The organism is Sphingomonas sp. (assembly GCF_965227385.1).
In the GTDB taxonomy this organism is placed as follows: Bacteria; Pseudomonadota; Alphaproteobacteria; order Sphingomonadales; family Sphingomonadaceae; genus Sphingomonas.
The window spans coordinates 1886201-1911312 of record NZ_OZ245750.1 but is presented as its reverse complement, the minus strand read 5'-3'; the positions used below and the strand labels follow the sequence as shown (position 1 = coordinate 1911312).

At 65.8% G+C, this 25112-nt stretch carries 24 protein-coding genes; 14 read left to right on the top strand and 10 right to left on the bottom strand.

What is annotated here, in order from left to right:
• Nucleotides 1-63 precede the first annotated feature (63 nt).
• Nucleotides 64-1371 (top strand): methyltransferase family protein, encoded by a 1308-nt coding sequence (locus ACO05N_RS09115; protein WP_422056794.1) that lies wholly within the window; start codon nt 64-66, stop codon nt 1369-1371.
• A gap of 54 nt (nt 1372-1425) precedes the next feature.
• On the opposite strand, the gene ACO05N_RS09110 is transcribed toward ACO05N_RS09115, so the two are convergent.
• Together ACO05N_RS09110 and ACO05N_RS09105 are read right to left on the bottom strand one after the other, a co-directional pair.
• Nucleotides 1426-1980 (bottom strand): hypothetical protein, encoded by a 555-nt coding sequence (locus ACO05N_RS09110; protein ID WP_422056793.1) that lies wholly within the window; start codon nt 1978-1980, stop codon nt 1426-1428.
• 227 nt (nt 1981-2207) lie between these two features.
• On the bottom strand, nt 2208-3257 hold the full coding sequence (locus tag ACO05N_RS09105; protein ID WP_422056792.1) for a DUF2332 domain-containing protein: 1050 nt from the start codon (nt 3255-3257) through the stop codon (nt 2208-2210).
• A 60-nt stretch (nt 3258-3317) separates the two neighbouring features.
• Between ACO05N_RS09105 and hisG the strand changes: the two genes are divergently transcribed.
• The 3 genes from hisG (at nt 3318) to nusB (ending at nt 5824) form a co-directional block, all read left to right on the top strand.
• Nucleotides 3318-3992, top strand: coding sequence for an ATP phosphoribosyltransferase (gene hisG, locus ACO05N_RS09100; RefSeq protein ID WP_300495138.1), 675 nt, complete (start codon nt 3318-3320; stop codon nt 3990-3992).
• Nucleotides 3989-5272: a histidinol dehydrogenase gene (gene hisD, locus ACO05N_RS09095; RefSeq protein ID WP_422056791.1), complete on the top strand. Its 1284-nt coding sequence runs from the start codon at nt 3989-3991 to the stop codon at nt 5270-5272. Before hisG ends, hisD begins: the two co-directional genes overlap by 4 nt.
• A gap of 90 nt (nt 5273-5362) precedes the next feature.
• Nucleotides 5363-5824, top strand: coding sequence for a transcription antitermination factor NusB (gene nusB, locus ACO05N_RS09090; RefSeq protein WP_066661568.1), 462 nt, complete (start codon nt 5363-5365; stop codon nt 5822-5824).
• A gap of 10 nt (nt 5825-5834) precedes the next feature.
• On the opposite strand, the gene ACO05N_RS09085 is transcribed toward nusB, so the two are convergent.
• The gene (locus tag ACO05N_RS09085) at nt 5835-7568 is read right to left on the bottom strand and encodes a bifunctional metallophosphatase/5'-nucleotidase (RefSeq protein WP_422056790.1); all 1734 of its coding nucleotides are present in this window, start codon (nt 7566-7568) and stop codon (nt 5835-5837) included.
• 47 nt (nt 7569-7615) lie between these two features.
• Nucleotides 7616-8899 (bottom strand): UDP-N-acetylglucosamine 1-carboxyvinyltransferase, encoded by a 1284-nt coding sequence (gene murA / locus ACO05N_RS09080; RefSeq protein WP_422056788.1) that lies wholly within the window; start codon nt 8897-8899, stop codon nt 7616-7618.
• A gap of 124 nt (nt 8900-9023) precedes the next feature.
• Between murA and ACO05N_RS09075 the strand changes: the two genes are divergently transcribed.
• Together ACO05N_RS09075 and ACO05N_RS09070 are read left to right on the top strand one after the other, a co-directional pair.
• The gene (locus tag ACO05N_RS09075; RefSeq protein WP_422056787.1) at nt 9024-9758 is read left to right on the top strand and encodes a Crp/Fnr family transcriptional regulator; all 735 of its coding nucleotides are present in this window, start codon (nt 9024-9026) and stop codon (nt 9756-9758) included.
• Between the two features lie 40 nt (nt 9759-9798).
• Nucleotides 9799-10275, top strand: coding sequence for a protein tyrosine phosphatase family protein (locus tag ACO05N_RS09070; protein WP_422056786.1), 477 nt, complete (start codon nt 9799-9801; stop codon nt 10273-10275).
• A gap of 107 nt (nt 10276-10382) precedes the next feature.
• Here the strand turns inward: ACO05N_RS09070 and clpS are convergent, their stop codons facing one another.
• From clpS to ACO05N_RS09055, 3 genes are all read right to left on the bottom strand, one after another.
• A complete protein-coding gene (clpS, locus tag ACO05N_RS09065; RefSeq protein WP_422056785.1) occupies nt 10383-10724 on the bottom strand; it encodes an ATP-dependent Clp protease adapter ClpS in 342 nt (113 codons plus the stop codon).
• Between the two features lie 170 nt (nt 10725-10894).
• Nucleotides 10895-11641, bottom strand: a complete 747-nt coding sequence (locus ACO05N_RS09060) for a phasin family protein (RefSeq protein ID WP_422056784.1) — start codon at nt 11639-11641, stop codon at nt 10895-10897.
• Between the two features lie 90 nt (nt 11642-11731).
• Nucleotides 11732-13435, bottom strand: coding sequence for a PHA/PHB synthase family protein (locus ACO05N_RS09055; protein ID WP_422058726.1), 1704 nt, complete (start codon nt 13433-13435; stop codon nt 11732-11734).
• Nucleotides 13436-13671: 236 nt separating this feature from the next.
• Between ACO05N_RS09055 and ACO05N_RS09050 the strand changes: the two genes are divergently transcribed.
• The 3 genes from ACO05N_RS09050 (at nt 13672) to ACO05N_RS09040 (ending at nt 17304) form a co-directional block, all read left to right on the top strand.
• The gene (locus tag ACO05N_RS09050) at nt 13672-14877 is read left to right on the top strand and encodes an LL-diaminopimelate aminotransferase (protein ID WP_422056783.1); all 1206 of its coding nucleotides are present in this window, start codon (nt 13672-13674) and stop codon (nt 14875-14877) included.
• A gap of 162 nt (nt 14878-15039) precedes the next feature.
• A complete protein-coding gene (locus ACO05N_RS09045) occupies nt 15040-15456 on the top strand; it encodes an acyl-CoA thioesterase (RefSeq protein WP_422056782.1) in 417 nt (138 codons plus the stop codon).
• Nucleotides 15457-15528: 72 nt separating this feature from the next.
• Nucleotides 15529-17304 (top strand): diguanylate cyclase, encoded by a 1776-nt coding sequence (locus ACO05N_RS09040; RefSeq protein ID WP_422056781.1) that lies wholly within the window; start codon nt 15529-15531, stop codon nt 17302-17304.
• On the opposite strand, the gene ACO05N_RS09035 is transcribed toward ACO05N_RS09040, so the two are convergent.
• Complete coding sequence (locus ACO05N_RS09035; RefSeq protein WP_422056780.1) at nt 17305-17799, bottom strand: winged helix-turn-helix transcriptional regulator; 495 nt, start codon at nt 17797-17799, stop codon at nt 17305-17307.
• A gap of 145 nt (nt 17800-17944) precedes the next feature.
• Here ACO05N_RS09035 and ACO05N_RS09030 point away from each other — a divergent pair, with 145 nt between their 5' ends.
• The 5 genes from ACO05N_RS09030 to ACO05N_RS09010 all read left to right on the top strand — a co-directional run bounded on the left by ACO05N_RS09030 (nt 17945) and on the right by ACO05N_RS09010 (nt 23934).
• Nucleotides 17945-18250, top strand: a complete 306-nt coding sequence (locus ACO05N_RS09030) for a CC_3452 family protein (protein ID WP_422056779.1) — start codon at nt 17945-17947, stop codon at nt 18248-18250.
• A 112-nt stretch (nt 18251-18362) separates the two neighbouring features.
• Nucleotides 18363-20450 carry a RelA/SpoT family protein gene (locus ACO05N_RS09025; protein ID WP_422056778.1) on the top strand — a complete coding sequence of 696 codons (2088 nt, stop codon included), beginning with the start codon at nt 18363-18365 and terminating at the stop codon, nt 20448-20450.
• A 91-nt stretch (nt 20451-20541) separates the two neighbouring features.
• The gene (locus ACO05N_RS09020) at nt 20542-21627 is read left to right on the top strand and encodes a glycosyltransferase family 2 protein (protein WP_422056777.1); all 1086 of its coding nucleotides are present in this window, start codon (nt 20542-20544) and stop codon (nt 21625-21627) included.
• Nucleotides 21624-23066, top strand: a complete 1443-nt coding sequence (dacB, locus tag ACO05N_RS09015; protein ID WP_422056776.1) for a D-alanyl-D-alanine carboxypeptidase/D-alanyl-D-alanine endopeptidase — start codon at nt 21624-21626, stop codon at nt 23064-23066. The genes ACO05N_RS09020 and dacB overlap by 4 nt, the downstream gene beginning before the upstream one ends.
• A gap of 40 nt (nt 23067-23106) precedes the next feature.
• Nucleotides 23107-23934: a metallophosphoesterase gene (locus ACO05N_RS09010; RefSeq protein WP_422056775.1), complete on the top strand. Its 828-nt coding sequence runs from the start codon at nt 23107-23109 to the stop codon at nt 23932-23934.
• Here ACO05N_RS09010 and ACO05N_RS09005 read toward each other — a convergent pair.
• Nucleotides 23906-24637: a class I SAM-dependent methyltransferase gene (locus tag ACO05N_RS09005; protein ID WP_422056774.1), complete on the bottom strand. Its 732-nt coding sequence runs from the start codon at nt 24635-24637 to the stop codon at nt 23906-23908. The genes ACO05N_RS09010 and ACO05N_RS09005 overlap by 29 nt on opposite strands.
• 1 nt (nt 24638) lies before the next feature.
• Nucleotides 24639-25067 (bottom strand): GtrA family protein, encoded by a 429-nt coding sequence (locus ACO05N_RS09000; protein ID WP_422056773.1) that lies wholly within the window; start codon nt 25065-25067, stop codon nt 24639-24641.
• Between the last annotated feature and the right edge of the window lie 45 nt (nt 25068-25112).

Sequence of the window (25112 nt, the reverse complement as noted above, 5' to 3'; positions counted from 1 at the left end):
GTAAAGGCTTGGCGCAAACAGGCTTCACGGCTTGCTTACCATTTTCGCGCTAGACGATGCGCCATGTATCACGACCCCGCCCTTGCCCGCAGCGTCAAGGCCGATCCGCGGCCCAAATCCGCCGTCAGCACCGGATGCGGCCTTGCCGGTCTGGTCGGCATGGCGATCTGGCTGACCATTGCGCGGACCTATGGCCTGGACGGTCCCTTCGCGGCGTTGGTGAACCTCGCCGCGGGTGGCATCCCGATGGTGCTGTGGGCGGTGTTCGTCGACAAGGTGCATCGCAACCCGACGACCGGGGTCAAATGGAGCGATCCGCGCCCGCTCAGCGAATCGCGCGACATTTCGATCACCAAGCTCGCCGGGCTGTGGCTGACCTGGGGCGGGATCGCCGGCATCTATGCGGTGTGCCGCTTTTACTGGGAGGGCAATTTCGCCTTTGCCATGTGGTGTTTCCAGATGGCGGCCCCCGCGCTGTTCATCCTGTCGATCCCCTATGTGCTGTGGATCGACCGGTATCTGGAAAGGCCCAAGGACGGCGCATTCATGATGGGCGCATGGCTGATCGGGTCGAAGGAGCCGGTGGACGAGGCCGCGATCCACAATCATCTGCGCAGCTGGGCGGTGAAGGCGTTCTTCCTCGCCTTCATGCTCGCCATCGTACCGCCGGGGTTCGGCGCGTTCGTGCGCGCGGATGCGAGCGGCATCCTGACCAACCCGATCGCGCTGGCCAATTGGTTGATCACCGGCATGTTCATGCTCGACGTGGCGTTCGCGACGGTCGGCTATATCCTCACCTTCCGCCCGCTCGACAGCCATATCCGCACCGCCAACCCCTATGCGGGGGCATGGGCGGTGGCGCTGATCTGCTATCCGCCGTTCATTCTGATGGGCAATGGCGGGCCGCTCGACTATCATCCCGGCACGTCGGACTGGACCCACTGGCTGGCGGGGCATGACGTGCTGCTCTGGATCGTCGGAGCGGTGCTGGTGGCGCTGACCGCGATCTATGCCTGGGCGACGATGGCGTTCGGATTTCGCTTCTCGAACCTCACGCATCGCGGGATCATCACCCATGGTCCGTACGCGTTCACGCGGCACCCGGCCTATCTGTCGAAGAACCTGTTCTGGTGGATCGCGACCTGCCCGTTGCTGGTCACCACCGGGAGCCTGGCCGACGCGGCGCGCGCGAGCCTACTGCTCGGACTGGTCAGCCTGATCTATTATGTCCGCGCCAAGACTGAGGAGAAGCATCTCGGCGAAGACCCGGAATATCGGGCGTATAGCGAGTGGATGGAGCGCAATGCGCCAATTCCGCGGTTGTTTGCGTGGTTGATGGGGAAGACTGGGAAGGGCGAGGCGGGCGCGTAGGTTCTAAGGTTGGATGCGGCCGCATTTGCGAAGTGTTTGTCCGACTGTGAGTGGTTAGCTGCCCTTGCCCAAAGCTCGGTTGAAAGCCGTCCGAGCCGTGTCGGTGTCGAAAGGCGCCTCGTTTAACTCGGGGAAGGTCAGCGCCTTGCGAGCCGCGTCATTCAGCCTGGCCGCAGTCGCTCCAACCCGCCAACACGCGACAACCGTTTCGTCGTTCGCGGATGGCACATCGTGGCCCGCAAAGCCCGTATAGAAGGCCTGAAATACACGGTCTCGCGCAGCGAGATAACCGATGGCCGGCTCCAGGCTTTCCACTGTGTCGTCGAGAAGCAAAGCGTCAGCTTCTGCGCCCATTTTATAGAGCCAGATCCGGGCGAGCATGAGTGCGTCGTCAACGCGCTTGTCGCCTTCCAAGATGACCTCTACCGATGCGTCACCCTCCTCGTCCCAGATCGTCACCCAATCGCGAGCAACATCAATCGAGTGTGGACGGCCGTCAGCGAGCCGAACAATCGCCTCACCGCCGACCGGAACTTCAAACTGGTCGCACTGCAGTTCTAAGAACAGGGTAAGGGGGCTTTCGCCCTTGTTGCGTATGGGTATTCGCATCGCGCCCTTCTATGCTCGTTAATGCCAGCGTGACAGGGTGACTGAATGGCGGCAATGAGGTCGTTTCTCGACAGACGGCGTTTGCAAGTTCGTCGCTTAAAACAAGCTCGTCACCCCGGCCTTGTGCCGGGGTCCACTCATGCTCCAGCGCGTCGCTTGAGCCGCTTGCTTCGCGCCTGCTGCCCGGTGGACCCCGGAACAAGTCCGGGGTGACCGATGGGGTTTGGTCAGCCCATCCACTCCACCCACGCGCCATGGGGATGCGCTGCGGCCAGCGGCTGCGGCTCCCCGCCCCCCGGCCACATCCGCACGGTCAGTTCGTGGCGGAAGGTTTGCCGGTTCGCCTCGACCGCGATCCAGGCCAGCGGGCGTTGGGGCGTCGCCTTCGCGCCCGCTGCCTCCATCGCGGCAGTGATCGCCGCCTGTCGCTCGGCTCCGAGATACTGCCAAACAATCGAGTGCATCAGCACGCGGGTCGTCCCCGTCGCCTGTGGCCGGGCGAGCGCCTCGACGACAAACGCCGTCGCATCGGCCTCGACCAGATCCGGCGCGCGTCGGGCTGCTTCCGCCGCCGCGATCTCCAGCCGCTGCGCGCGTACGCGATGCTCGGGCCAGGCATAGGCGCGCAGCCGCAGCAATGCCTCAGGGTCGGTCAGGTCGATCGGTGCGACGTCGCAGCCGCGTAGCGACTCGATCTCGACCTCAGCCTCGGGCGGTGGCGGGCCGCGCCACTCGGGGGCGATGCGTATCGCCGCGTCGGCCGGGCCGACCGCGACCCCGCCAAGGTCGTAGCGGTAGCGGTCCATCATAAGGTTGATGCCCGCGCTCGACCCGATTTCGATACACTCGAACCGTCCCGGCAGGCCCCGCGCCGCCAGCCACAGCATTGCCGCGGCATAGTTGCTCGACCGCGCCGCCTCGTTCGTCTGCGGCGGGCCGTCGAGCCAGGGGAGCAGGGCCGCGTCGTGCGCGTCGATCGCGGCGTTGATTAGCGGTCCGGCATCCACCGCCTCTCCCGCATAGAGCGGCGCCAGCGACGGCGCCGCGCCGGTCAGGTGCAGCGCATGCAGTCCGCCGGCCGCGCGCAGCGGCAGCGCGTCGACCATCGGCTTGCCCGGCCAGTCGCGCAGCCTTGCGCGGAACGCCCCCGGTCCGTCGATCCCGTCGAGGATCGCCTGCACCACGCTGGCGGTCAGGGCCGCGTCGTTCGCGCGGCAATAGTCCACCTGATTGGCGAACGCGGTCCGCACATCCTCCAGCGTCATCCAGTCGGCCATATGGTCCTCCGTACCCTCTTGTTGCGCCGCAACGCCCCCCCAAGTAAAGGCGCGCAACCCATGACCGACACCAGCACCGATCCGATCATCCTTGCCGTACCCAAGGGCCGCATCCTCGAAGAGGCGCTGCCCCTGCTCGCGCATGCCGGAATCGTGCCCGAAGCGGCGTTTTCGGACGAGGGCAGCCGCGCACTGCGCTTCAAGACCAATCGCCCCGATATCGACCTGATCCGGGTGCGCGCTTTCGACGTCGCGACGTTCGTCGCGCATGGCGCGGCGCAGTTGGGCATCGTCGGGTCGGACGTGCTCGCCGAATTCGCCTATTCGGAGCTGTATGCGCCGGTCGACCTGGGCATCGGGCATTGCCGCCTGTCGGTGGCCGAGCCGGCCGCGCTCGCCGCGACCGACGATCCGCGCGGGTGGAGCCATGTCCGCGTCGCGACCAAATACCCGCATCTGACGCGGAAGCATTTCGAGGCGCGCGGCGTGCAGGCCGAGTGCATCAAGCTCAATGGCGCGATGGAGCTGGCCCCGCTGCTCGATCTGGCGCCGCGCATCGTCGATCTGGTGTCATCGGGTCGGACGCTCAAGGAAAACGGGCTGGTCGAGGTCGAGACGATCATGGAGGTGTCGAGCCGCCTGATCGCCAACCGCGCCGCGTTCAAGACGCGCCCTGAAATAGTCCCGCTGGTCGATGCCTTCCGGCGCGCAGTGGAAAGCGAGGCTGCCGCATGATCCGCCTGTCCACATCCGAGCCGGGCTTTACCCAGGCGTTCCGCGAGCTGGTCGATGCGCGGCGGGAGGCCGATGCCGATGTCGCACGCGACGTGCGCACCATCGTCGCATCCGTGCGCGACGAGGGCGACGCGGCGCTGCACGCCTTTACCCGCAAGTTCGATCGCCATGACCTCAACGAAACCGGTTGGCGGATCGAGAAGAGCGACTGCATCGCCGCCTATGAGGCGCTCGCCCCCGATCTGCGCGCCGCGCTGGAACTCGCCGCCACGCGGATCAGCGCCTATCACGAAAAGCAGAAGCCGGCCGACAGCGATACCATCGACGCGGCTGGCGTGCGGACCGGCGCGCGCTGGGGCGCGGTCGAGGCGGCGGGGGTCTATGTCCCCGGTGGCCGCGCGGCCTATCCCAGTTCGGTGCTGATGAACGCGATTCCGGCCAAGGTTGCGGGGGTCGATCGCGTCGTGATGGTCACGCCGACCCCGGATGGCGAGATCAACCCGCTCGTCCTCGCCGCCGCGCATATCGCTGGCGTTGACGAGATCTGGCGCGTCGGCGGGGCGCAGGCGATTGCAGCGCTCGCCTATGGCACCGGGCGGATTGCGGCGGTCGACGTCATCACCGGCCCCGGCAATGCCTGGGTCGCGGAGGCGAAGCGCCAGCTGTACGGCGTGGTCGGCATCGACATGGTCGCGGGGCCGAGCGAGATCGTCGTCGTCGCGGACGGCAAGAACGACCCAGAATGGATCGCCGCGGACCTGCTCAGCCAGTCCGAGCATGATCCGACCAGCCAGTCGATCCTGCTGACCGATGACGCGGTGCTGGCGGGCAAGGTAGCCGAGGCGGTCGACCGCCAGATCGGCGACCTGTCGACGCGCAAAGTCGCGCGGCAAAGCTGGGACGCCAATGGCGCGATCATCCTGACCGCGACGCTCGACGAGGCGATCCCGCTGGTCAACAAGCTTGCGCCCGAGCATCTCGAGCTGGCGGTGGACGATCCCGATGCGCTGTTCGCGCGGGTGCGCCATGCCGGTTCCGTATTCCTCGGCCGGATGACGCCCGAAGCGATCGGCGATTATGTCGCCGGCCCCAACCACGTCCTGCCCACGGGCCGCCGTGCGCGGTTCGCCAGCGGCCTTTCGGTGCTCGACTTCATGAAGCGCACCAGCTTCCTCGCGCTCGATGCAGCCGGGCTGGCGGCGATTGGTCCGGCGGCGGTGGCGCTGGCCGAGGCCGAAGGGCTGCCGGCGCATGCCAAGTCGGTGGCGCTTCGCCTATAATATTCGCGACCTTGCCGAAGGGCGGTCGTGGTCCCTACAGACCTTCATATAGAGGGCCGCGCGCCGCGTGGCCCGAACGGAATTTGATCTATGCCTAGCCCATCTGCCAAGACCCGATCCAAAGCCCGCGCCGCTGCGCGGCTTGCCGCCGTGCAGGCGCTGTACCAGCAGGAAATGGAGAAGACTCCCCTGCCCCAGCTGCTGACCGAGTTTCACCAGCACCGGCTGGGCGCGACGATCGAGGACGAGGAGTATATCGACGCCGATCCGACCTTCTTCGACGATATCGTCAAGGGCGTCGACGCGCGCCGCGACGAGATCGACGCGCTGATCGCGTCGAAGCTGTCGGTGGACTGGAGCTTTGACCGACTCGACCGCCCGATGCGACAGATCCTGCGCGCGGGGACCTATGAACTGCTCGCGCGCAAGGACGTGCCGGTGGGCGCGGCGATCAGCGAATATCTCGACGTCACCGATGCGTTTTACGACCGGCGCGAGAAGGGGTTCGTCAACGGCCTGCTCGACGCGATTGCGAAGGTGGTGCGGGCTTAACCGACATCGGCTAGTTCGGCCCCACATTCTTGACCCGGCCCAGCGCGGGCGGGGTCACCACCTGCCCGCGCGCGAACCACGCCTCGAGCGCGTCGAGGTCAAGCATTCCGCCCGCGACGATGCGCCCGACCTTGAGCGTGGTGAAGCTGTCGCCGCCGCCAGCAAGAAACCCGTTCATCGCCACGCGATAGGTCGCGGTCGGGTCGAGCGACGTGCCCTGCACCAGCGGCGCGATGATCCGCTGCCCCTCCGGCTTTGACCGGTCATAGCTGTAGGTCAGGCCCGAGGGGAACAACAGCTTGGGACCGTCTTCATTGGTGAATTGCTGTTCGAGCACCGCCAGCAGCTGCGCCCCGCTATACTCGCGAACCTGCAGGTTATTGCCGAACGGCTGGGTGGTGAAGAGGTCGCCGAATGTCACCGTCCCGTCCGCAGCCGGCGTGATCGAGGCACGCACCCCGCCGGGGTTCATCAGTGCGATCTGTGCCCCGTCCTTGCGCGTCGCGGCGAGCTGCGCATCGGCGATCAGCAGCCCGAGCGGCGATTCGAGCATCTCGCTATCCTCGTTGCGCAGGATCGGTGCCGACGCCTTCCCAACCGGACGGCGGGCGAGCGGGGCGGCGGCGGCCGCGTAGCGCGCGACATGCGCCGCGACCGCCGGGTCGGCGGGATAGGTCGGGAATGCCGGGTTGGCCTTGACCGGCCCGCCCGCGCTGACCGCGCCATCGCCCTGTACGATCCGCTGGCTGGCCGAGCGCTCTGACACCTTCTTTGTCATAGGGTCAAAGGTCAGATCGATTGCGGTCAGCATGACGCCGTTGTTGCCCGCGCTGGTCAGCAGCATCGGCTTGGCCGGGTTGGTCGCGGAATAATCGCAAACATAAGCGCGGTGGGTGTGGCCCGATACGATCACGTCCACGCCCGGATCGAGCCGCTCCATGATGTCGAGGATCGGCCCCGAGAGCCCCTCGCACTGGTTCGGCTGGTCGGTCCGCGCGGGGTAGCCGCCCTCATGCACCATCATCACGATCGCGTCGGCGCCCTGCGCCTTCAGCTGCGGGATGAGCTTGTTCGCGGTCTCCGCCTCATCGGCGAAACGATAGCCGACGATCCCCGCCGGATCGACATAGGTGCCGGTCATCCGCGTCGTCAGGCCGATAAAGCCGATCGTCACCTTGCTGCGCCCCGTACCGAACGTCTTGAGCCCGGTCGCGGGCATCAGGCTCTTGCCCGATGCATCGAGCGTGTTCCCGGCCAGATAGGTGTAGGACGCGCCCTTGAAGGGTTCGAGCTGGCACGGCTGCGCGATCGCGTTCTTGTCGCACCCGCCCTGCTGGAGGCGCAGCAATTCCTTCGTCCCGCGATCGAATTCGTGGTTGCCGGCGGCGTTATACTCAAGGCCGGCCATGCTCAGCGCCTTGACTGTCGGTTCGTCGAGGAACAGCGACGAGACGAGCGGGCTGGCGCTGGTGAGGTCGCCCGCCGCGACGACGACATTGTTGGGGTTGCCCGCCTTGAGCGCCTTGACCGCTGATGCGAAATAGGCGGCGCCGCCGGCGGGCACCTTCACCGTCTTGCCGTCCGCCGCCTGCACGTCGATCGGCCGTGCCGGGGTTTCGAGCGCGCCGTGGAAATCGTTGAACGCGATGATCCGCACGCTGACCGGTGCAGCAGGCGTCGCGGCACGCTGCGAGGCGCAGCCCGCGAGCGAGAGCCCGGCGAGCAGTCCAACGATCAGGCGCATGTCATTCTCCCGGCGAGTCGTTCGCCGGTCAGGTAACAGGCTGCGCGTCAGCCGTCACCGACGCGTTCGATGTCCGCCCCGACGCCCTGCAGCTTTTCCTCCAGCCGCTCGTAACCGCGGTCGAGGTGATAGATGCGGCTGACCTGGGTCTCGCCCTCGGCGACCAGGCCGGCGAGGATCAGGCTCATCGATGCGCGCAGGTCGGTCGCCATCACCGGCGCGCCGACCATGCGATCGACGCCACGCACCACCGCCGTGCGCCCGCTGACAGTGATGTCCGCGCCCATGCGCGCGAGTTCGGGCACGTGCATGTAGCGGTTCTCGAAGATCGTTTCGGTCAGCACGCTGGCGCCATCCGCCTTGCACAGCATCGCCATGAACTGCGCCTGCATGTCGGTGGCGAAACCCGGATAGGGTGCGGTCGACAGGGTAACCGGCTTGAGCGGGCCATCGGCGGCGACGCGGATGCCGTTCGCCTTTTCCTCGATCGTCACGCCGGCCTCGATCAGCGCGTCGAGCGTCGCGCGCATGTCTTCGGCCTTGGCCCCTTCCAGCACGACGTCGCCGCCGGTGATCGCCGCGGCGCAGGCATAGCTGCCCGCCTCTATCCGGTCCGGCATTACGCTATAGGTCGCACCATGCAGCCGGTCGCGTCCTTCGATCGTCAGCGTTTCGGTGCCGATGCCGTGGATCGACGCGCCCATCGCGACCAGCAGGTTGCACAGATCGACGATCTCCGGCTCACGCGCGGCATTGTCGAGCACGGTGGTGCCGCGTGCAGTCGCTGCCGCCATCAGCGCGTTTTCGGTCGCGCCGACCGACACCACGGGAAAGCGGAAGTTGCCGCCGGGCAACCGCCCGCCCGGTGCAGTCGCCTTTACATAGCCGGCGGCCAGTTCGATCTCCGCCCCCATCGCCTCGAGCGCCTTCAAGTGAAGGTCGATCGGGCGGTTGCCGATCGCGCAGCCGCCGGGCAGCGACACGGTCGCCACACCCTCGCGTCCCAGCAATGGGCCGAGCACCAGGATCGATGCGCGCATCTTCCGCACGATGTCATAGGGTGCGACGGTCGAGGTCAGGCGCGAGGCACGGACGGTGAGCACGCGACCGAAATCGCTCGGCCGTGTACCCTCGATCGCGGTCGAGGCGCCCAGTTCGTTGAGCAGATGCCCGAAGCTGTCGGCGTCGGCCAGACGCGGCAGATTGCGCAGCGTCAGCGGCTCGTCGGTTAACAGCGCGCACGGCATGAGCGTCAACGCGGCGTTCTTCGCGCCGGATATAGCAATATTACCGGATAGGCGGTTTCCGCCGCGGATGAGAATACGGTCCATTGAGCGGCTTCTATAGCGAGAAAGGGCGCGCGCAAGTGCGGCAGACCGTTACGCGGCTTGATCGACTTTAATGCGCTGATTTTCCCGCGATGCTTTGCAGGAGGAAGTTGGGGGAAGGTACAGAGTGTCAGGGAGTTGTTTCGCGGAGATCCTGGGCGAGCTGGTCACGCTCGTACCGGGAGAGCGGGCCGCGCTCGAACGGCTGGAGGAACGTCAGCGCCATATTCGGCGCGGTGCGATCCTGCTGCGCGAGAATGAGCCGGCGGATGAATTGTACATCCTCCGCAAGGGACTGGTGATGAGCTACGTCCTGCTCGACGATGGCAGCCGCCAGATCCTGCGTTTTCATTTCCCCGGCGACGTGCTGGGCATTTCCAGTATCGTTTATCGCGAATCGCCCGAAACCCTGTGCGCGCTGTCGGATTGCGTCGTTTGCCCGTTCGACCGCCAGGCGTTCAGCGCGCTGACGGTGCAGCATCCGCGCCTCTCGTCGCTGATCCTGGTGCTGTGCCAGATCGAGCGCGTGGCGCTGACCGATCGGCTCGCAGCGCTGGGGCGGACCTCCGCCAAGGCGCGCGTCGCCGCGCTGCTGCTCGAAATGCGCAACCGGCTGCGCGGGACCGACAAGACGATCGACAAGGCGTTCAACCTGGGCCTGACGCAGGAAGAGATTGGCGACGCGACCGGCCTGACGTCGGTCCATGTCAACCGCATGCTGCGCCAGCTGGAGGAAGAAGGGATGATCGGGCGCGAATCAGGCCGGGTCACGCTGATCGACGAAGCGGCGATGGCGCGCGCGGCAAATTATGTGAACCGCTATGAGGGGCTGGACCTCAGCTGGCTGCCCGAGCCGCAGTGAATCGGTCGTCTAGCGCCGCGTCGGGTGCTAGGCTGACCGCATGACCGAACCCGCCATCATCAACTGGCGCCGCCTGAGCCCGGCTCTGAGCAGTTCGGGCCAACCGTCCGAGGCGCAACTGGCCGAAATCGCCGCGCTTGGCATCGGCGAGGTCATCAACCTTGGCCCGCATGAGCATGTAAAGGCCCTGCCCGACGAAGCGGCCAGCGTCGCGGCGCTGGGGATGCGCTACACCTATATCCCGGTCGATTTCGCCGCGCCCACCGAGGGCGATTATGCCGCGTTCGCCGCCGCGATGGGCGAGGCCGAGGCGGCGGGGCGGACGGTGCATGTCCACTGCATCGTCAATGCGCGCGTGTCGGCGTTTCTCTATCGCTATCGCCGCGATGCGATCGGCGAAACCGCAGCGCGGGCAGAGTTGGAGTCGGTGTGGCAACCCGCCGGAGTGTGGGTCGCGTTCATCGGCGGCACGCCGGTCGAGGGGGTGGACCACCGCTATCGCGGGCGGGACTACTGACGCTTTATCCGTCGTCCCGGGCTTGACCCGGGACAGGGCTTCATCTTGTCCATCCGACGTGAACGGCAGCCCAGCCCCGGCTCAAGGCCGGAGCGATGTGGGGAGGGTTACGCCTTTTCCAGCGTGCACTGCAGCGGGTGCTGGTTTTGCCGGGCGAAATCCATCACCTGCGCGACCTTGGTCTCCGCGACTTCGTAGCTGAACACGCCACAGACGCCGACGCCGCGTTGGTGCACCTGCAGCATCACGCGGGTCGCCTCTTCCATGTCCATCTTGAAGAAGCGCTGGAGCACCAGCACGACGAACTCCATTGGGGTATAGTCGTCGTTGAGCATCAGCACGCGATAGGGCGTCGGCTTCTTGGTCTTGGCGCGCGTGCGGGTGACGACACCGGTCGCGGTCCCTTCGTCATCGTCGTGGTCGGGATCGCCCATCGTAATCGGAGCCATCGGGGTCGTGGTGCGCAGCGCTGTCATGAGACCTGCGAAAATATGGCAGCGGTGAGTCGAGGGCAAGGGGGCAGCAGCGCGGAGCCGCATTTCATTTCCGCCGAACAGAAAAAGGGGCGGCCGCGCATGGCGACCGCCCCGAATTCGTCCGATCAGGACGCTTGGCCGGTTCAGGCCGCGGTCTTGATCTTTTCCATCGCGACCGCAACGCGGTTCGAGACGGGCTGTGCAGCGTCGCCGGCCAGCTTGATGAACGCTTCGGTGTTCTTCGAGGTCTCGGCGACCATCGAGTCGAACGCGCTGCGGACATAGTCGCTCTGCAGCTTGAAGAAATCAGCCGGCGACTTGACGGCGGCCAGGCTCTTCATCGTGGCGGTCGCCTGCTCGAACTGCTTGCGGCTATATTCGGCGGCGTCCTGACCCATGGTCTCGAAGCCCTTGGCCGCGATCTTGCCGCTCTCGACCAGCGCTTCGACGTTGCCCTTGGCCAGGTCGGTCATTTCGCCGACCAGCTTGGTGTTCTTTTCGACAGCGGCCTTCGCCTTGTCGTTCAGTTCGGCGAACATCGCCTGGCTCTTTTCAATGGCTTCCATGGTATAGATTCCCTTGCTTGCGGTGTCCGCCATCTGCGGAGCGGTATTCTCGATAATCTCGGTTACAGGTGCGGCGACCGCCTCGACGGCTTCCGCGACAGTCTCGACCGCCGGCGCGGCTGCTTCGACGACTCCGGCGGTTTCGACGACTGGTTCGGCCACGGCTTCAACTACCGGTTCGACCGGAGCAGCCACCGTCTCGACGGGTTCAGGCTTTTCTTCCACCACCGAAGCGGTCGCAGCGGCAACTTTCGGCGCCGCCTTGGCGACTGGTGCCTTGGCTACCGGCTTTTTCGCCCCGGTACGCGGACCCTTGCTGGCCATATCGACGTCCTCGCTGCGATTATTGCAATGCAGCATATACGTCGATGACGGCCGTGTTTCAAGAGGCTTATTGTGCAGTGCACAAAAAATTCAGCGGGTTCGAACGTAACGCCCAGGCGCTGCGCCAAGTTCCTCATCTGGCTTGGGAACTCTGGCATTTTTGGCCGGCACGCGGTTGCCATCCAGTGCCTCGATCCACCTGATCCAGTCAGGCCACCAGCTGCCCTTGGTCTCAACTGCACCTGCAACAAAATCGTCGAGATTTGCGGCGCCCGCCTCGTTGATCCAATACTGATATTTGCCCGAAGCAGGCGGATTGACCACGCCCGCAATATGCCCTGATCCGGCCAGGACGAAACGGATCGGCCCGGCGAGATGCCCGGTCAGCTTCCACACGCTACGCGGCGGGGCGATATGATCCTCGCGCCCCGCCTGGACATAAGCGGGTGTGGTCACCCGGCGCAGGTCAATCGGCGTCCCCCCGATCGCCAGCGCACCCGGCTGCACCAGCAGATTGTCGCGATACAGGTCGGACAGATAGCTAGCGTGCCATTTGGCCGGCAGGTTGGTGACGTCCGAATTCCAGTGGAGCAGGTCGAACGGGGTATAATCCTCGCCCAGCAGGTAGTTGCTGGTGACATAGTTCCAGATCAGGTCGCGCCCGCGCAGCAGGTTGAAGGTCGCGGCCATGTAGCGCCCGTCGAGAAACCCCTCGCTGGCCAGCGACTGGATCAGCGCCAATTGTTCGTCGTCGACAAAGACGTTGAGGTCGCCCGCCTCGCTGAAATCTACCTGCGCGGTGAAGAACGTCGCGCTCTTGACTTTCGCCGCCTCGCCCCGCGCGGCGAGCACCGCCAGCGTTGCAGCAAGCGTGGTCCCGGCAACGCAATAGCCGATCGTGTGAACGCTCTCGACGCCGAGCAAGTCGCGGATCGTGTTAATCGCGTCGATCTGCCCGCGCTCGACATAGTCGTCCCACACGACATCGGCCATGCTCGCGTCCGCCGATTTCCACGACACGACGAACACGGTCAGCCCCTGCTCCACCGCCCAGCGGATGAAGCTCTTCTCGGGCGTCAGGTCGAGGATGTAGAAGCGGTTGATCCAGGGCGGGAAGATCACCAGCGGCGTTTCGAACACCGTGTCGGTGGTCGGCGAGTATTGGATCAGCTCATAGAGCGGGGTGCGCTTGACCACCCGGCCCGGCGTGGTTGCGATATTCTCGCCCACCGCGAACGCGCCCTCGACGGTCTGGGTCATCTGCCCCTTGGACAGGTCGTTGAGCATGTGCGCGAGGCCCTTGAGCAGGTTTTCGCCCTTGGTCTCGATCGTCCGTTCGACCACCAGCGGGTTGGTCGCGGGGAAGTTGCTCGGGCTCATCGCGTCGATGAAACCCTGCGTCGCGAAGCGCAGCTGCTCCTTCTGCTTCGGGGTCAGCCCCTCGATCTGGTCGACGCCCTTGAGCAGATGGCTCGACAACGTGAGGTAGCTTTGGCGGATGAAGTCGAACACCGGCTGTTCGCGCCATTGCGGTGCCTTGAAGCGCTTATCGCGCGCCTGTTCGGGTGTTTCCTCGAACTTCGGTGCCGCAGCGGGGTCCAGGAATCGCTGCCACAGCGTCATCGTGTCGGCCCAGAATTCCGCACCTGCACGCACCGCGGCGGCAGGATCGAGCGGCGGCATCATGGGAAGCTGCGGCGTCGTCGGCATCTGTCCGGCGATATCCAGCCCCTGTTCCATCATCATCTGCTGTGCGCGCCCGAATACCCAGGTCCAGTGCTGGAGATCTTCCAGCGCGGGCTTGGTTTCGGCTGCGGCATCAGCGGCGGGCTTGGGATCGGGCTTTGGCTTTGCCGCGCGCTTCGCCTTGGGCTTTGCGGCGGTTGTGGCGGCGTCAGGCTTTGTCTTTGCGGTCGTCGTCTTTTTCTTTGCCGTCGCCACGCGCCTCTCCTCTGGCTTGCCGCCCCGCCCCCTGTATAACGAGGCATCGCGCGTTGCGCGACCACCCCGAGGAGCCGGAACCCAGTACGATGTCCGAAGAATTCTACCGCATGAAGCGCCTGCCCCCTTATGTCATCGCCGAAGTCAATGCGATGCGGGCAGCGGCGCGCGCGGCGGGAGAGGACATTATCGACCTGGGCATGGGCAATCCCGACCTGCCCCCGCCGGACCATGTCATTGAAAAGCTGATCGAAGTCGCGCGCAAGCCCGATGCGCACGGCTATTCCCAGTCCAAGGGCATTCCCGGCCTGCGTCGCGCCCAGGCCAATTATTACGGCCGCCGCTTCGGCGTCGATATCGATCCGGATACCGAAGTCGTGGTGACGATGGGGTCGAAGGAGGGGCTGGCCAGCCTCGCGACCGCGATCACCGCGCCGGGCGATGTCGTGCTCGCGCCGAACCCCAGCTATCCGATCCACACCTTTGGCTTCATCCTGGCTGGCGCGACGATCCGCGCGGTGCCGACGACCCCCGACGACGCCTATTTCGAAAGCCTCGAGCGCGCGATCGCCTTCACCGTGCCGCGCCCGAGCATTCTGGTCGTCAACTATCCGTCGAACCCGACGGCGGAGACGGTCGACCTGGCTTTCTACGAGCGGCTGGTTGCCTGGGCGAAGGAGAACAAGGTTTGGATCCTGTCCGACCTTGCCTATTCGGAGCTGTATTTCGACGGCAAGCCGACGGTTTCGATCCTGCAAGTGCCGGGTGCGAAGGACGTCGCGATCGAATTCACCTCGCTCAGCAAGACCTATTCGATGGCCGGGTGGCGCATGGGCTTTGCGGTCGGCAACAAGCAATTGATCGCGGCAATGACGCGGGTGAAATCGTACCTCGATTACGGTGCCTTCACGCCGATCCAGGCCGCGGCCTGCGCAGCGCTCAACGGGCCGCAGGACATCGTCGAGAAGAATCGCGTGCTGTATCACAAGCGCCGCGACGTGCTGGTCGAGAGCTTTGGGCGTGCCGGCTGGGACATCCCGCCCCCGCCCGCATCGATGTTCGCCTGGGCCCCGCTCCCGCCGGCGCTGGCGCATCTCGGCAGCCTTGAATTCTCCAAGCAGTTGCTCACCCATGCCAAGGTCGCGGTCGCACCGGGCGTCGGCTATGGCGAAAATGGCGAGGGGTTCGTGCGCATCGCGATGGTCGAGAATGAACAGCGGCTGCGGCAGGCCGCGCGCAACGTGAAACGCTATCTGCAATCTATGGGCGTCAACACCGGCGCGAAATCGGCCTGAACCCAAAAGGGGCGCCCCGTCCGGAGCGCCCCTTTTCATGACCGGCCACAACGATCACCGGCAAAAGCCGAACCCGGCCCGTGGCCGTTTCGCCGTCGGATCATGTGGCGCCACAGCGGGCGGATGATTGAATTCGGGCCCGGGTTGCGTCACGGCTACCGCATGACCCGACCCGGATTTACCTTCTCCCATCGGCTGCGCGTCCGCTATGCCGAGATTGACGGCCAGAAGGTCGTGTTCAACTCCCGGTATCTGGAATATGCCGATGTCGCGCTGAGCGAATATTGGCGCTGGCTGGCGCTGGCCGAGTTGCCCGAATGGCGCACGATGGAATTTCACGTCGCCCGCGCCACGGTCGATTACAAGGCCCCGTTCCGCTATGACGATGTGTTCGACGCGCATGTCCGCACGGGGCGCATCGGAACGTCGAGCGTCACCAGCCTGATCGAACTGGCCCATGCCGATACCGGTGCGCTGCACACGATGATCGAACTGGTCCATGTCAATGTCGACCTGGATGCCGGACGGTCCGCACCGATCCCCGCTGCAGTCCGCGCGCGGATGCTGCCGACCGGCTGAGGCGGTGGCGATACGCGATCAACCGGCATCGGGGGAAACGCGCTGTTAACCGGCGCGGACTAGCGTCCGGCCATGCGCCGCAGCAGCCTGTTTCGAACCGATTTGTTGGTCGTCGTCGCGGTGGCGATCGTGTATTTCCTGTGCGCGGCGGCGGCGATCGCATTCACCATTCTGAGCGGCAATGTCGCGTTGTTGTGGATCGCAAACGCCGTGCTGGTCGCGACGCTGCTGACACGACCCGCGACCGAGCGCCCGCTGCATGTGGCGAGTTGTTTCGCCGCGTCGGTCGCTGCGTCGGTCGCGCTGTCACCCTATACCGCGCTCGCTCCCGTGTTCGGCGTCGCCAATATTGCGGAGGCGCTGATCGCCTGGGCGCTGCTGCGCCGGTTCAACATCGACGCGCGCCTGTTCCTGTCGCTTCGCCCGCTGGCGGTGTTCGTCGCAACCGCCGGGGTGATCGCACCGCTCGTCACCGGGGTCATCCCGGCTGCGGCGCTCGCCCTGTATTCGGGGGCGGACCCGTGGGTGGTGTGGATGAGCTGGGGCATCGGCCATGGGCTAGGCATGCTGATCGGCACGCCGATCGCGCTGCTCGTGCTGGCCGGAACCACTTATCGCGACCAGTCTGCGGGGCCGGCGGCGCTGCCCCGCTTTACCGGCATCGCGCTGCTGCTGATCGCGGTAACCAGCCTGTGCTTCGCACAGACGCGCCTGCCGTTGCTGTTCGTTCCGATCCTGCCGCTGATCGCCGCAACCATGGCGTTTCGGGTCGCGGGCGCCACGCTGGGCGTGTTCGCGATTGCGCTGATCGGCGCGGCCTTCATGGTGGCGGGGATCGGGCCGCTGCAGATGATCGACGGGGACGAGGCGTTCCGGCTGCAATTCTTCCAGTTCTATCTTTCCGTCCTGTTCCTGATCGCGGTTCCGTTCGCGACGATGATCGCGCACAACCAGCGTCTCGCCGCGTCGGTCGCGGTGAGCGAGGCGCGCTATCGGCTGATGGCCAACCATGTGTCGGACGTCGTGCTGACGCTGGACCCGCAGGGTGCGGTGCAATTCGCCTCCCCCTCGATACGTGAGGTGACGGGGCACGCGCCCGAGTCGATGATCGGCAAGAACCCCGCCGCAATGGTCCACGAAGTCGATCGTGAGCGGGTGCGCGAAGCCTATCGCCGGGTCGTGGCCGAGCCGGAGACGGTCCATCGGTTTGAATTTCGCGTCCATACCGCCACCGGCGGCATTCGCTGGTTCGAAACCACCGCCCGCGCGGTGCGCGATGCGGACCAGGCGGTGCTGAGCGTGGTCACGGTGATTCGCGAAGTCAGTCACCGCAAGGCCCGCGAAGCCGACCTGCTGCGTCAGGCCAACACCGATCCGATGACCGGCGTCCTCAACCGCCGTGCATTTCAGGACCGGATCGACCGGTTCCGCACCGATACCCCTGACCGGCCTGCGACGCTGGCCCTATTCGACCTCGACCATTTCAAGCAGGTCAATGACGGGCATGGTCATGATGCGGGAGACGCCGCCCTGCTCCATTTCGCCGATGTGCTGCGCGCCAATCTGCGGGTGGAGGACGTGATCGGGCGACTAGGCGGCGAGGAATTTGCGGTGCTGTTCCCCGGCCTGTCGACCGCCGCCGCGATGGCGGCATGCGAGCGGGTGCGCAACTCGCTCCAGGACGCGCGCATTCATGCCGGCGGCGCGACATTCACCATCACTGTCAGCGCGGGCATCGCACCGGTCCGGCCGACCCTGTCGTCCGACGAGGTGTTCCGTATCGCCGATGCCGCGCTATATCGCGCCAAGTCGCGCGGCCGCAACCGCAGCGAACTCGCGTCGGGCTGATTACTCGGCGGCCTCGGCCGGCCCCTCGCCCACCACATCCTCCGGCAGCGACCACAGCAGATCGTGCTTGCCGAGGACTCGCCCGTCATGGCTGCGCACCTGCACCGGCGCGATCCGGCGATGGTCGCGTGCGTCGACCAGCACCGGGGTCGCGGGCATGCAGGTCTCCCACCGCTCGCCCCATTGCCGCAGTGCAACCATGGTCGGGAGCAGGGCAAAGCCCTTTTCGGTCAGACGATATTCGACCTTGCGGCGATCATCGTCGCAGGTCTGTCGCGCGAGAATTCCATGATCGACCAGCCGCGCGAGCCGGTTGGCCAGGATGTTGCGGGCGATGCCGAGTTCCGATTGGAACTCCTCGAAATGGTAGAGGCCGTTGAACGCGGCGCGCAGGATCAGGAATGACCAGCGCTCTCCCATGGCCTCCAGCGCCGCCGGAAGGCTGCAATTGGTGGCGAGCTGTCGTAGCGGCTCTCGCAGTCCAGTATGACCCATGACCGGCAAATCTACCCTAATTTCACCGCCACACAACGCGATAAGTTCCTTGCGGTGCAGCAACAGTTTCTCGTTGCAACTTAAAATCTAGGCGAGTAAGTAGCGATTCGCAACCTTTGTTGCAGTGCACCCCAGGGAGAGTATCATGATCCGCTTCGCCCCGATCGCCGCTGCCGCGCTCTGCCTCGCCGGCGCTGCCACCCCCGCGTTGGCCCAGTCGGGCCACTACACCGCCACCCCGACCGAAGCACCGAAGAAGGCCAGCTTCATCACCCAGACCACCGTCTGGAAGTGCAAGGACGGCAGCTGCGCCGCGCCAAAATCGACGATGAGCGACAAGGTAATGTGCGAGCGCGTCGTGCAGCGCATCGGTGCTCTGTCGACCTTCACGGTGGGAGGCACCAGCTTCGACGCGGAGGCACTGGCAGCCTGCAACGCACGCGCCAAGTAAGCCACGCTCGCGTTACTTACACGCAACACTGAACGGGCATCGGCCAGCGCCGGTGCCCGTTTTGCGTGAATCCTGTTGCAAAGCAGCAGCATCCCACCCCACATTCACGCCCGTGCTGCGTCAATATGAACTCGTCGACCGGGTCCTGTCCTACGACCCCGAAGCCAATGAGGCGCTGCTGAACCGCGCCTATGTCTTTTCGATGCACGCGCATGGCAGTCAGAAGCGCGCGAGCGGCGACCCCTATTTCAGCCACCCGATCGAGGTGGCGGGCATTTTGACCGATCTGCACCTGGACGACGAGACGATCGCCACCGCGATCCTGCACGACACGATCGAGGATACCGTCGCGACGCCCGAGGAAATCCTCGCCAAATTCGGGCCGAGCGTCGCACGCCTGGTCGATGGCGTGACGAAGCTGAGCAAGATCGAGGCGCAGACCGAGAGCGAGCGTGCGGCCGAGAATCTGCGCAAATTCCTGCTCGCCATGTCGGACGATATCCGCGTGCTGCTGGTCAAGCTGGCCGACCGGCTGCACAACATGCGCACGCTGCACCATATCGCGAAGCCGGAGAAGCGGCGGCGGATCGCGCGCGAGACGATGGACATCTATGCCCCGCTCGCCGAGCGGATCGGCATGTACGAGTTCATGAAGGAGATGCAGACGCTCGCCTTCCAGCAGCTCGAGCCGGAAGCGCATGAATCGATCACCAAGCGGCTCGCGGCGCTGACGGTCGAGGGCGAGGACCGCATCGCCAAGATCGGGTCAGGCCTAAAATTGCTGCTGTCGCGCGGCGGGGTCGAGGCGGAGATTTCGGGGCGCGAGAAGCACCCCTATTCGATCTGGAAGAAGATGTCGGAGAGGCATGTCAGCTTCGAACAACTGTCCGACATCATGGCATTCCGCGCGATCGTCGAGACCGAAGAGGAATGTTACCGCGCGCTCGGCATCATCCACCGTCGCTGGCCGATGGTGCCGGGGCGGTTCAAGGACTATATCTCGACGCCCAAGCGCAACGGCTATCGCTCGCTGCACACCAGCATCATCCATGCCGGCGACACCCGCGTCGAAATCCAGATCCGGACGCGTGAAATGCACAGCCAAGCCGAACACGGCCTCGCCGCGCACTGGTCGTACAAGCAGAATGCGGTGCGCCCCGACACGCAGGTCAGCTGGATTCGCGACCTTGTCGACATCCTCGAACAGGCTGAAAGCCCCGAGGAACTGCTCGAACATACCAAGATGGCGATGTATCAGGATCGCATCTTCGCCTTCACGCCCAAGGGCGAGCTGATCCAGCTGCCGAAGGGCGCGACCCCGATCGACTTCGCCTATGCGGTGCACACCGACCTGGGCGATCAGGCGGTGGGGGCAAAGATCAACGGCCGCGTCGTCCCGCTGCGCACCGAAATCGCGCAGGGCGATCAGGTCGCGATCCTACGATCCAAGGCGCAGCGGCCGCAGGATAACTGGCTCAATTTCGCGATCACGGGCAAGGCACGCGCGGCGATCCGCCGCCATCTGCGCCACAAGGAACGCGACGAGACGATCGCGCTGGGCCGCAAGCTCTATGACGAGATTGTCGGCCGCCTGCCCGTCCCGATCGGCGAGGAAGCCTTGGGCGCCGCGCTGACGCGCCTGAAGCTGGAGGATGCCGATGCGCTGATGGAGGCGATCGCGCGGCAAAAGGTCACCGACGCACAGGTGATGGAAGCGCTGATGCCCGGATCGACCGAAGACGAGGCCGCACTGATGCCCGTTCAGCGCGTGCCGATCTCGATCAAGGGGCTGACCCCCGGTGTTGCCTTCACCCTTGCCGCCTGTTGCCACCCGGTTCCCGGCGACCGAATCGTTGGGGTGCGCCACCCCGATGCGCCGATCGAGATCCACCAGATCAGCTGCCCCAGGCTCGATGCGGTCGAAGACCAGGACTGGGTCGATATCGGCTGGGGCGACAAGGCGGAAGGCGGGACGGCGCGCATCGCCGTGACGCTCAAGAACGAACCCGGTGCGCTGGGCATGGTCGCGACCCTGCTTGGCCAGCACAAGGCGAACATCCTCAACATCCGCTTCGACACGCGCGACACGACCTTCCATACCAACATGATCGACCTGGAAGTGCGCGACGCTGCACATCTGATGAAGCTGATCTCGGCACTGCGCGCGGCTGACGCAGTCAGTTCGGCCGAGCGGGTCTAGGTGTCCGCGCACCGGTTCGGTGCGGGCGCGTCGGCGTGTCGGTGGTTAAATCGCGCATGACGAGGCGCCTGCGGCGCGCTAAGACCGCGCCATGCAACGTCCAAAGCTCTCGGTCGTCGTGCCGTGCTACAATGAAGAAGGCTGTCTTGAGCTGCTGCACGCCCGCGTGTCGGCGGCGGCGCGCGCGGCGGTTGGCGACGATTATGAGATCGTGCTGGTCAATGACGGATCGCGCGACGGCAGCTGGTCCGTCATGCAGCGGCTGTCGGCCAGCGACCCGCATCTGGTCGCGGTCAATCTGTCCCGCAATCACGGGCATCAGCTCGCGCTGACCGCCGGGCTCGACCTGTGCGCGGGCGACGAGATCCTGGTGATCGACGCCGATCTTCAGGACCCGCCGGAGCTGTTGACCGACATGCGCGCGACGATGCGCGAACAGGGTGCGGACGTTGTCTATGCCGTACGCCGCAAGCGCGATGGCGAGACGTTCTTCAAAAAGGCGACCGCCGCGCTGTTCTATCGCATGCTCGACCGGATCACCGATACGCCGATCCCGCTCGACACTGGCGATTTCCGCCTGATGAGCCGCCGCGCGCTCGACGCATTCCTGTCGCTGCCCGAACAGGCGCGCTTCATCCGCGGCATGGTCGCCTGGGTCGGCTTCCGCCAGGTGCCGTTCGTCTATGACCGGCATGAGCGCCACGCCGGCGAGACCAAATATCCGCTCGCCAAAATGGTCCGCTTCGCGCTCGACGCGGTGACCGGCTTCTCGACCGCGCCGCTGCGCTTCGCCAGCCATGTCGGCCTCGCGCTCACCGGCCTGTCGGTGCTGCTGTTCCTCTACATCGTGGTGGGTTGGCTGTTCGGCAATGCGGTGCAGGGCTGGACCTCGACCATGCTGGTCGTCGTGTTCCTTGGCGCGGTGCAGATGTTCGTGCTCGGCATGATCGGCGAGTATCTGGGCCGCCTCTATGTGGAATCGAAGCGGCGGCCGCTCTACCTGGTCGCCGATGTCGCGGGCCCGGTGAAGGGCCATGCCTCGCTGGGCTATCGCTTCCAGGATTCGGGCGAGGTCACCGTTTCTCCCTTCGCGCCACCGCGCGCGGAGCTGGACGAGCCTGCTCCGGCCTCGGCCAAGCCCGCCAAGCGCAAGTCCGAGCCGCCTACGCTGCTGTGAGGGCGATCCTCGCCCTCGTCGCGCTTGCGCTGGCCGCACCGGTTCTGGCGCAGGATGCACCGGCCGTGCGCGAGCGGGTCGAGGCGGAGTTCGCCAAGGCTCCGACCGGCAGCCGGTTCGGCCTGGTGGTGAGCGACGGTGCGGGCCGTGAGATCGTCGCGATCCGCCCCGATGAACGCTTCATCCCGGCATCGAACACCAAGATCGTGACCACCGCTGCCGCGTGGTGGACAATGCCTGACGCAATCACCGCGCCCGACACAAAGGGCGGTGCCGCGGTGCGGATCGAGGGCAAGGACCTGATTCTCGCCGGGCGCGGCGATGCCCGTCTGTCCAGCGCGGCCGACTGCGTCACCAATTGCCTGAGCCAGCTCGCCAACGCCATCGCCGCCGGCATCCGGCGGGTTCGCAACATCACCGGCGACGCAACCCTGTTCCCCGACGAACGCTGGAGTTCGGGGATGAGCTGGAACAACATCCCGTCGCGCTCGGGTACCGCCAATTCCGCGCTCAGCCTCGACTATAACGAACTGGTTGCCACGGTGACGCCGGGCATCGCGGGCGCGACGCCGAAGATGGACCATCTCGGCTATGTCACGATCGACAATCGCGTTGTGACCGTCGCGGCTGGTGGCAAGACCGATATCGCGTTCGACCGACTTCCGTTCGACCGCACCATCCGCCTCACCGGCACCATCGCCGCCGATGCGCCGTCCCGGACGATCCGTTTCGGCATCGATGACCCCGCGCATTATGCGGCGTGGCGGCTGGCAGCATTGTTGCGCGAACGCGGAGTGAAGGTCAGCGGAACGATCACGTCGCGGTACCGCACGCTCGATCCGGCGACCGACGATCCGGCAACGCGTACCGCCCCCCCGCCCCGGTTACCCGACCGGGTGTGGCTCGCCGCCCTGACCCCTCCCCCGCTGGCGGAGGACGTGCGCACGATCAACAAGGTCAGCCAGAATCTGCACGCCGAACTGCTGCTGCGTCGCACCGGCCTGGTCGAAGGAACCGGGTCGGTTGCGGACGGGCAGCGACGGGTCGCCGCGATGTTCGCCGCCGCCGGGGTGCCGCGCACCGCGTTCGACTTTTCCGACGGCTCGGGCATGTCGACCTATAACCGCATCGCGCCGCGCGGCATGGTGACGCTGCTCGACTGGATCGCGCGCCAGCCCTGGGGCACGGCATGGCGCGAGACTCTCCCCGTGGGCGGCGTCGATGGCACGCTGGCGCGCCGGTTCAAGGGGACGGCGCTGGAGGGGCGGGTCTTCGCCAAGACCGGGTCGATCAACGCCACCAACGCGCTCGCGGGCTATATGCTGGGCAGGAGCGGGAAACTGCTGACCTTTGCGGCCTACGCCAATGATGTGCCGGGGGATGCGTCGGGAACGCCGATGATCGACGCGGCGCTGCTGGCGGTCGCCGAGGCGAATTGAGGCTTTGATTCCCCGCGCGCGCATCGCACGGACCGCAATCGTGCTGGTGCTGTGCGTTGTGGTCGGGCTCGCCCTATTCGGCCTGCGCAACGCGACCGCCGTACCGATCTTGCGCCAAGGAGCGGTCAGCCTCCCGCAGCTGCCCGTCGGCACCGCGCCGATCCGGATCGCGCTGCTGTCGGACATCCATGTCGGCAATATCGGCATGCCGCCCGCGCGGCTTGATGCGGTTGTCGCGCAGGTCAATGCCGCGCGGCCCGACATTGTCCTGCTTGCTGGGGACTTCATTATCGGCGACACACCCGACGGTGCGGTCGAGCGGGCGCGCGACCTCCGCCACCTGGCCGGGCTACGCGCGCGCTGGGGCGTGTTCGCGGTGCTGGGCAATCACGATCACTGGACCGCACCCGATACGATCCGCGCCGAACTCGCCGGGGCGGGCGTACTCACGCTCGAGAATGACGCGGTGCGCCGCGGGCCGCTGGCCATCACGGGGATCGGCGACCGTTTCTCCAGCCACGATTCGATTCCGGTTGCCGCAGCGCGCGCAAAGGCTGTCGGAGGCATCCCGATCGCTTTCACCCATTCGCCCGACATTGCGCCAGACCTGCCGGCGGAATTTCCGCTGCTGCTCGCCGGGCATACACATTGCGGACAGGGAGTGCTGCCCTGGATCGGTCCGATCGTCCGCACCGCGCGGGGCCGAACGCTTTACGATCAGCGCTATCGTTGCGGTCGGATCGAGGATCCAGGCCGCACGGTCATCGTCACCGGGGGTGTCGGATCGGGAGCCTTGCCAATGCGGTTGAACGCTCCGCCCGACTGGTGGCTGATCGAACTCACACCTTCGGCTCGGCCAGCACGATGATCGACAGGCCCGGCGGCATCGGCACGCGGCCGAGCAGGTGGCGCTCCAGCCCGAAAATCTTTTCGAACGCCCAGTTGAGCGGCCCCGGCGGCGGCGAATCGTCGCTGTCGTCCTTGCCGGTCAGCTTGCCCGCGACTCGCGCCGCGACGGCGGCCGGGAACAGCAGCGAGTTGAACCAGCGCAGCTTGCGCCATTTGAGGCCGGCCTTGTCCAGTGCAGCGGTGAGCGACGCCTTGGAATAGCGGCGCATATGATGGTTCACCACGTCGTGCGCGCTCCACATCCATTGATGCGCGGGGACGGTGATCAGGATCTTGCCGCCGGGCTTCAGCCGCTTGGCCATGCCAGCGAGCGCGGCGACATCGTCCTCGACATGCTCGACCACGTCGAGCACGGCGATCAGGTCATATTGCCCCTCGGCCACCCCGGTCAGTTCGGGCAAGGGCGCACTGCCGACGTCCTTGCCCAGCCGCGCGCTGGCGACGGTGCGGGCGGCCTCGTCGATCTCGATCGCGTCGACCGTGCCGAATGCGCCGAGCATGGGGAGGTTGTGGCCGGTGCCGCAGCCGATCTCAAGGATCCGTGCGTCCTTTGGCGGCTGAACATAGCGTGCGATGTAATCGGCGAGGATATCGCGGCGCGCCACATACCACCAATGGGTGGAATCATGCTCGGCCATGCGGTCGTAAACGATGCGGTCCATATCAGCGGAATACCAGCCAACGGTTGAGGATGAAGGTAAAAATTGTCGCGAGGCCGACTGCGGGCAGCAGCGGTAACCAGCCGGGATATCCGAGCACGGCGGTGCCGAGCCAGGTGATGACGGCGTTCAGCGCCACACCCGACCCCTGCACAGCGACAAACTGCAGCTTTTGCCGTGGGCCCGGATCGCGCGTTCCATGCCCCTTGAAGCTCCAGCGGCTGTGCAGGAAATAGCCTGCGGTGACCGCTACGCCGAACGCGAATGGCACGGCAAACACCGCGTCTTCCCGCGCGAACACCCAAAAGGTCAGCGGCAGATAGACGGCCGAATAGATCAGCGTGGAAATGCCACCCGCGATGCCGAAGCGCACGAGCTGGCCGAGCACGCCGCTCCGCCGCAAATCGTCCAGTCGATGATTGAGTGAAGCCACGCCGCCTTGCCCTGAAGTCGCGCGCCGCCCTAATGCTCGCGCTGC

Coding starts and splice junctions, on each gene's coding strand:
- ACO05N_RS09115 (WP_422056794.1), top strand. CDS start 64: ATGTATCACGACCCCGCCCTTGCCCGCAGCGTCAAGGCCGATCCGCGG.
- ACO05N_RS09110 (WP_422056793.1), bottom strand. CDS start 1,980: ATGCGAATACCCATACGCAACAAGGGCGAAAGCCCCCTTACCCTGTTC.
- ACO05N_RS09105 (WP_422056792.1), bottom strand. CDS start 3,257: ATGGCCGACTGGATGACGCTGGAGGATGTGCGGACCGCGTTCGCCAAT.
- hisG (WP_300495138.1), top strand. CDS start 3,318: ATGACCGACACCAGCACCGATCCGATCATCCTTGCCGTACCCAAGGGC.
- hisD (WP_422056791.1), top strand. CDS start 3,989: ATGATCCGCCTGTCCACATCCGAGCCGGGCTTTACCCAGGCGTTCCGC.
- nusB (WP_066661568.1), top strand. CDS start 5,363: ATGCCTAGCCCATCTGCCAAGACCCGATCCAAAGCCCGCGCCGCTGCG.
- ACO05N_RS09085 (WP_422056790.1), bottom strand. CDS start 7,568: ATGCGCCTGATCGTTGGACTGCTCGCCGGGCTCTCGCTCGCGGGCTGC.
- murA (WP_422056788.1), bottom strand. CDS start 8,899: ATGGACCGTATTCTCATCCGCGGCGGAAACCGCCTATCCGGTAATATT.
- ACO05N_RS09070 (WP_422056786.1), top strand. CDS start 9,799: ATGACCGAACCCGCCATCATCAACTGGCGCCGCCTGAGCCCGGCTCTG.
- clpS (WP_422056785.1), bottom strand. CDS start 10,724: ATGGCTCCGATTACGATGGGCGATCCCGACCACGACGATGACGAAGGG.
- ACO05N_RS09060 (WP_422056784.1), bottom strand. CDS start 11,641: ATGGCCAGCAAGGGTCCGCGTACCGGGGCGAAAAAGCCGGTAGCCAAG.
- ACO05N_RS09050 (WP_422056783.1), top strand. CDS start 13,672: ATGTCCGAAGAATTCTACCGCATGAAGCGCCTGCCCCCTTATGTCATC.
- ACO05N_RS09045 (WP_422056782.1), top strand. CDS start 15,040: ATGACCCGACCCGGATTTACCTTCTCCCATCGGCTGCGCGTCCGCTAT.
- ACO05N_RS09040 (WP_422056781.1), top strand. CDS start 15,529: ATGCGCCGCAGCAGCCTGTTTCGAACCGATTTGTTGGTCGTCGTCGCG.
- ACO05N_RS09035 (WP_422056780.1), bottom strand. CDS start 17,799: ATGGGTCATACTGGACTGCGAGAGCCGCTACGACAGCTCGCCACCAAT.
- ACO05N_RS09030 (WP_422056779.1), top strand. CDS start 17,945: ATGATCCGCTTCGCCCCGATCGCCGCTGCCGCGCTCTGCCTCGCCGGC.
- ACO05N_RS09020 (WP_422056777.1), top strand. CDS start 20,542: ATGCAACGTCCAAAGCTCTCGGTCGTCGTGCCGTGCTACAATGAAGAA.
- ACO05N_RS09005 (WP_422056774.1), bottom strand. CDS start 24,637: ATGGACCGCATCGTTTACGACCGCATGGCCGAGCATGATTCCACCCAT.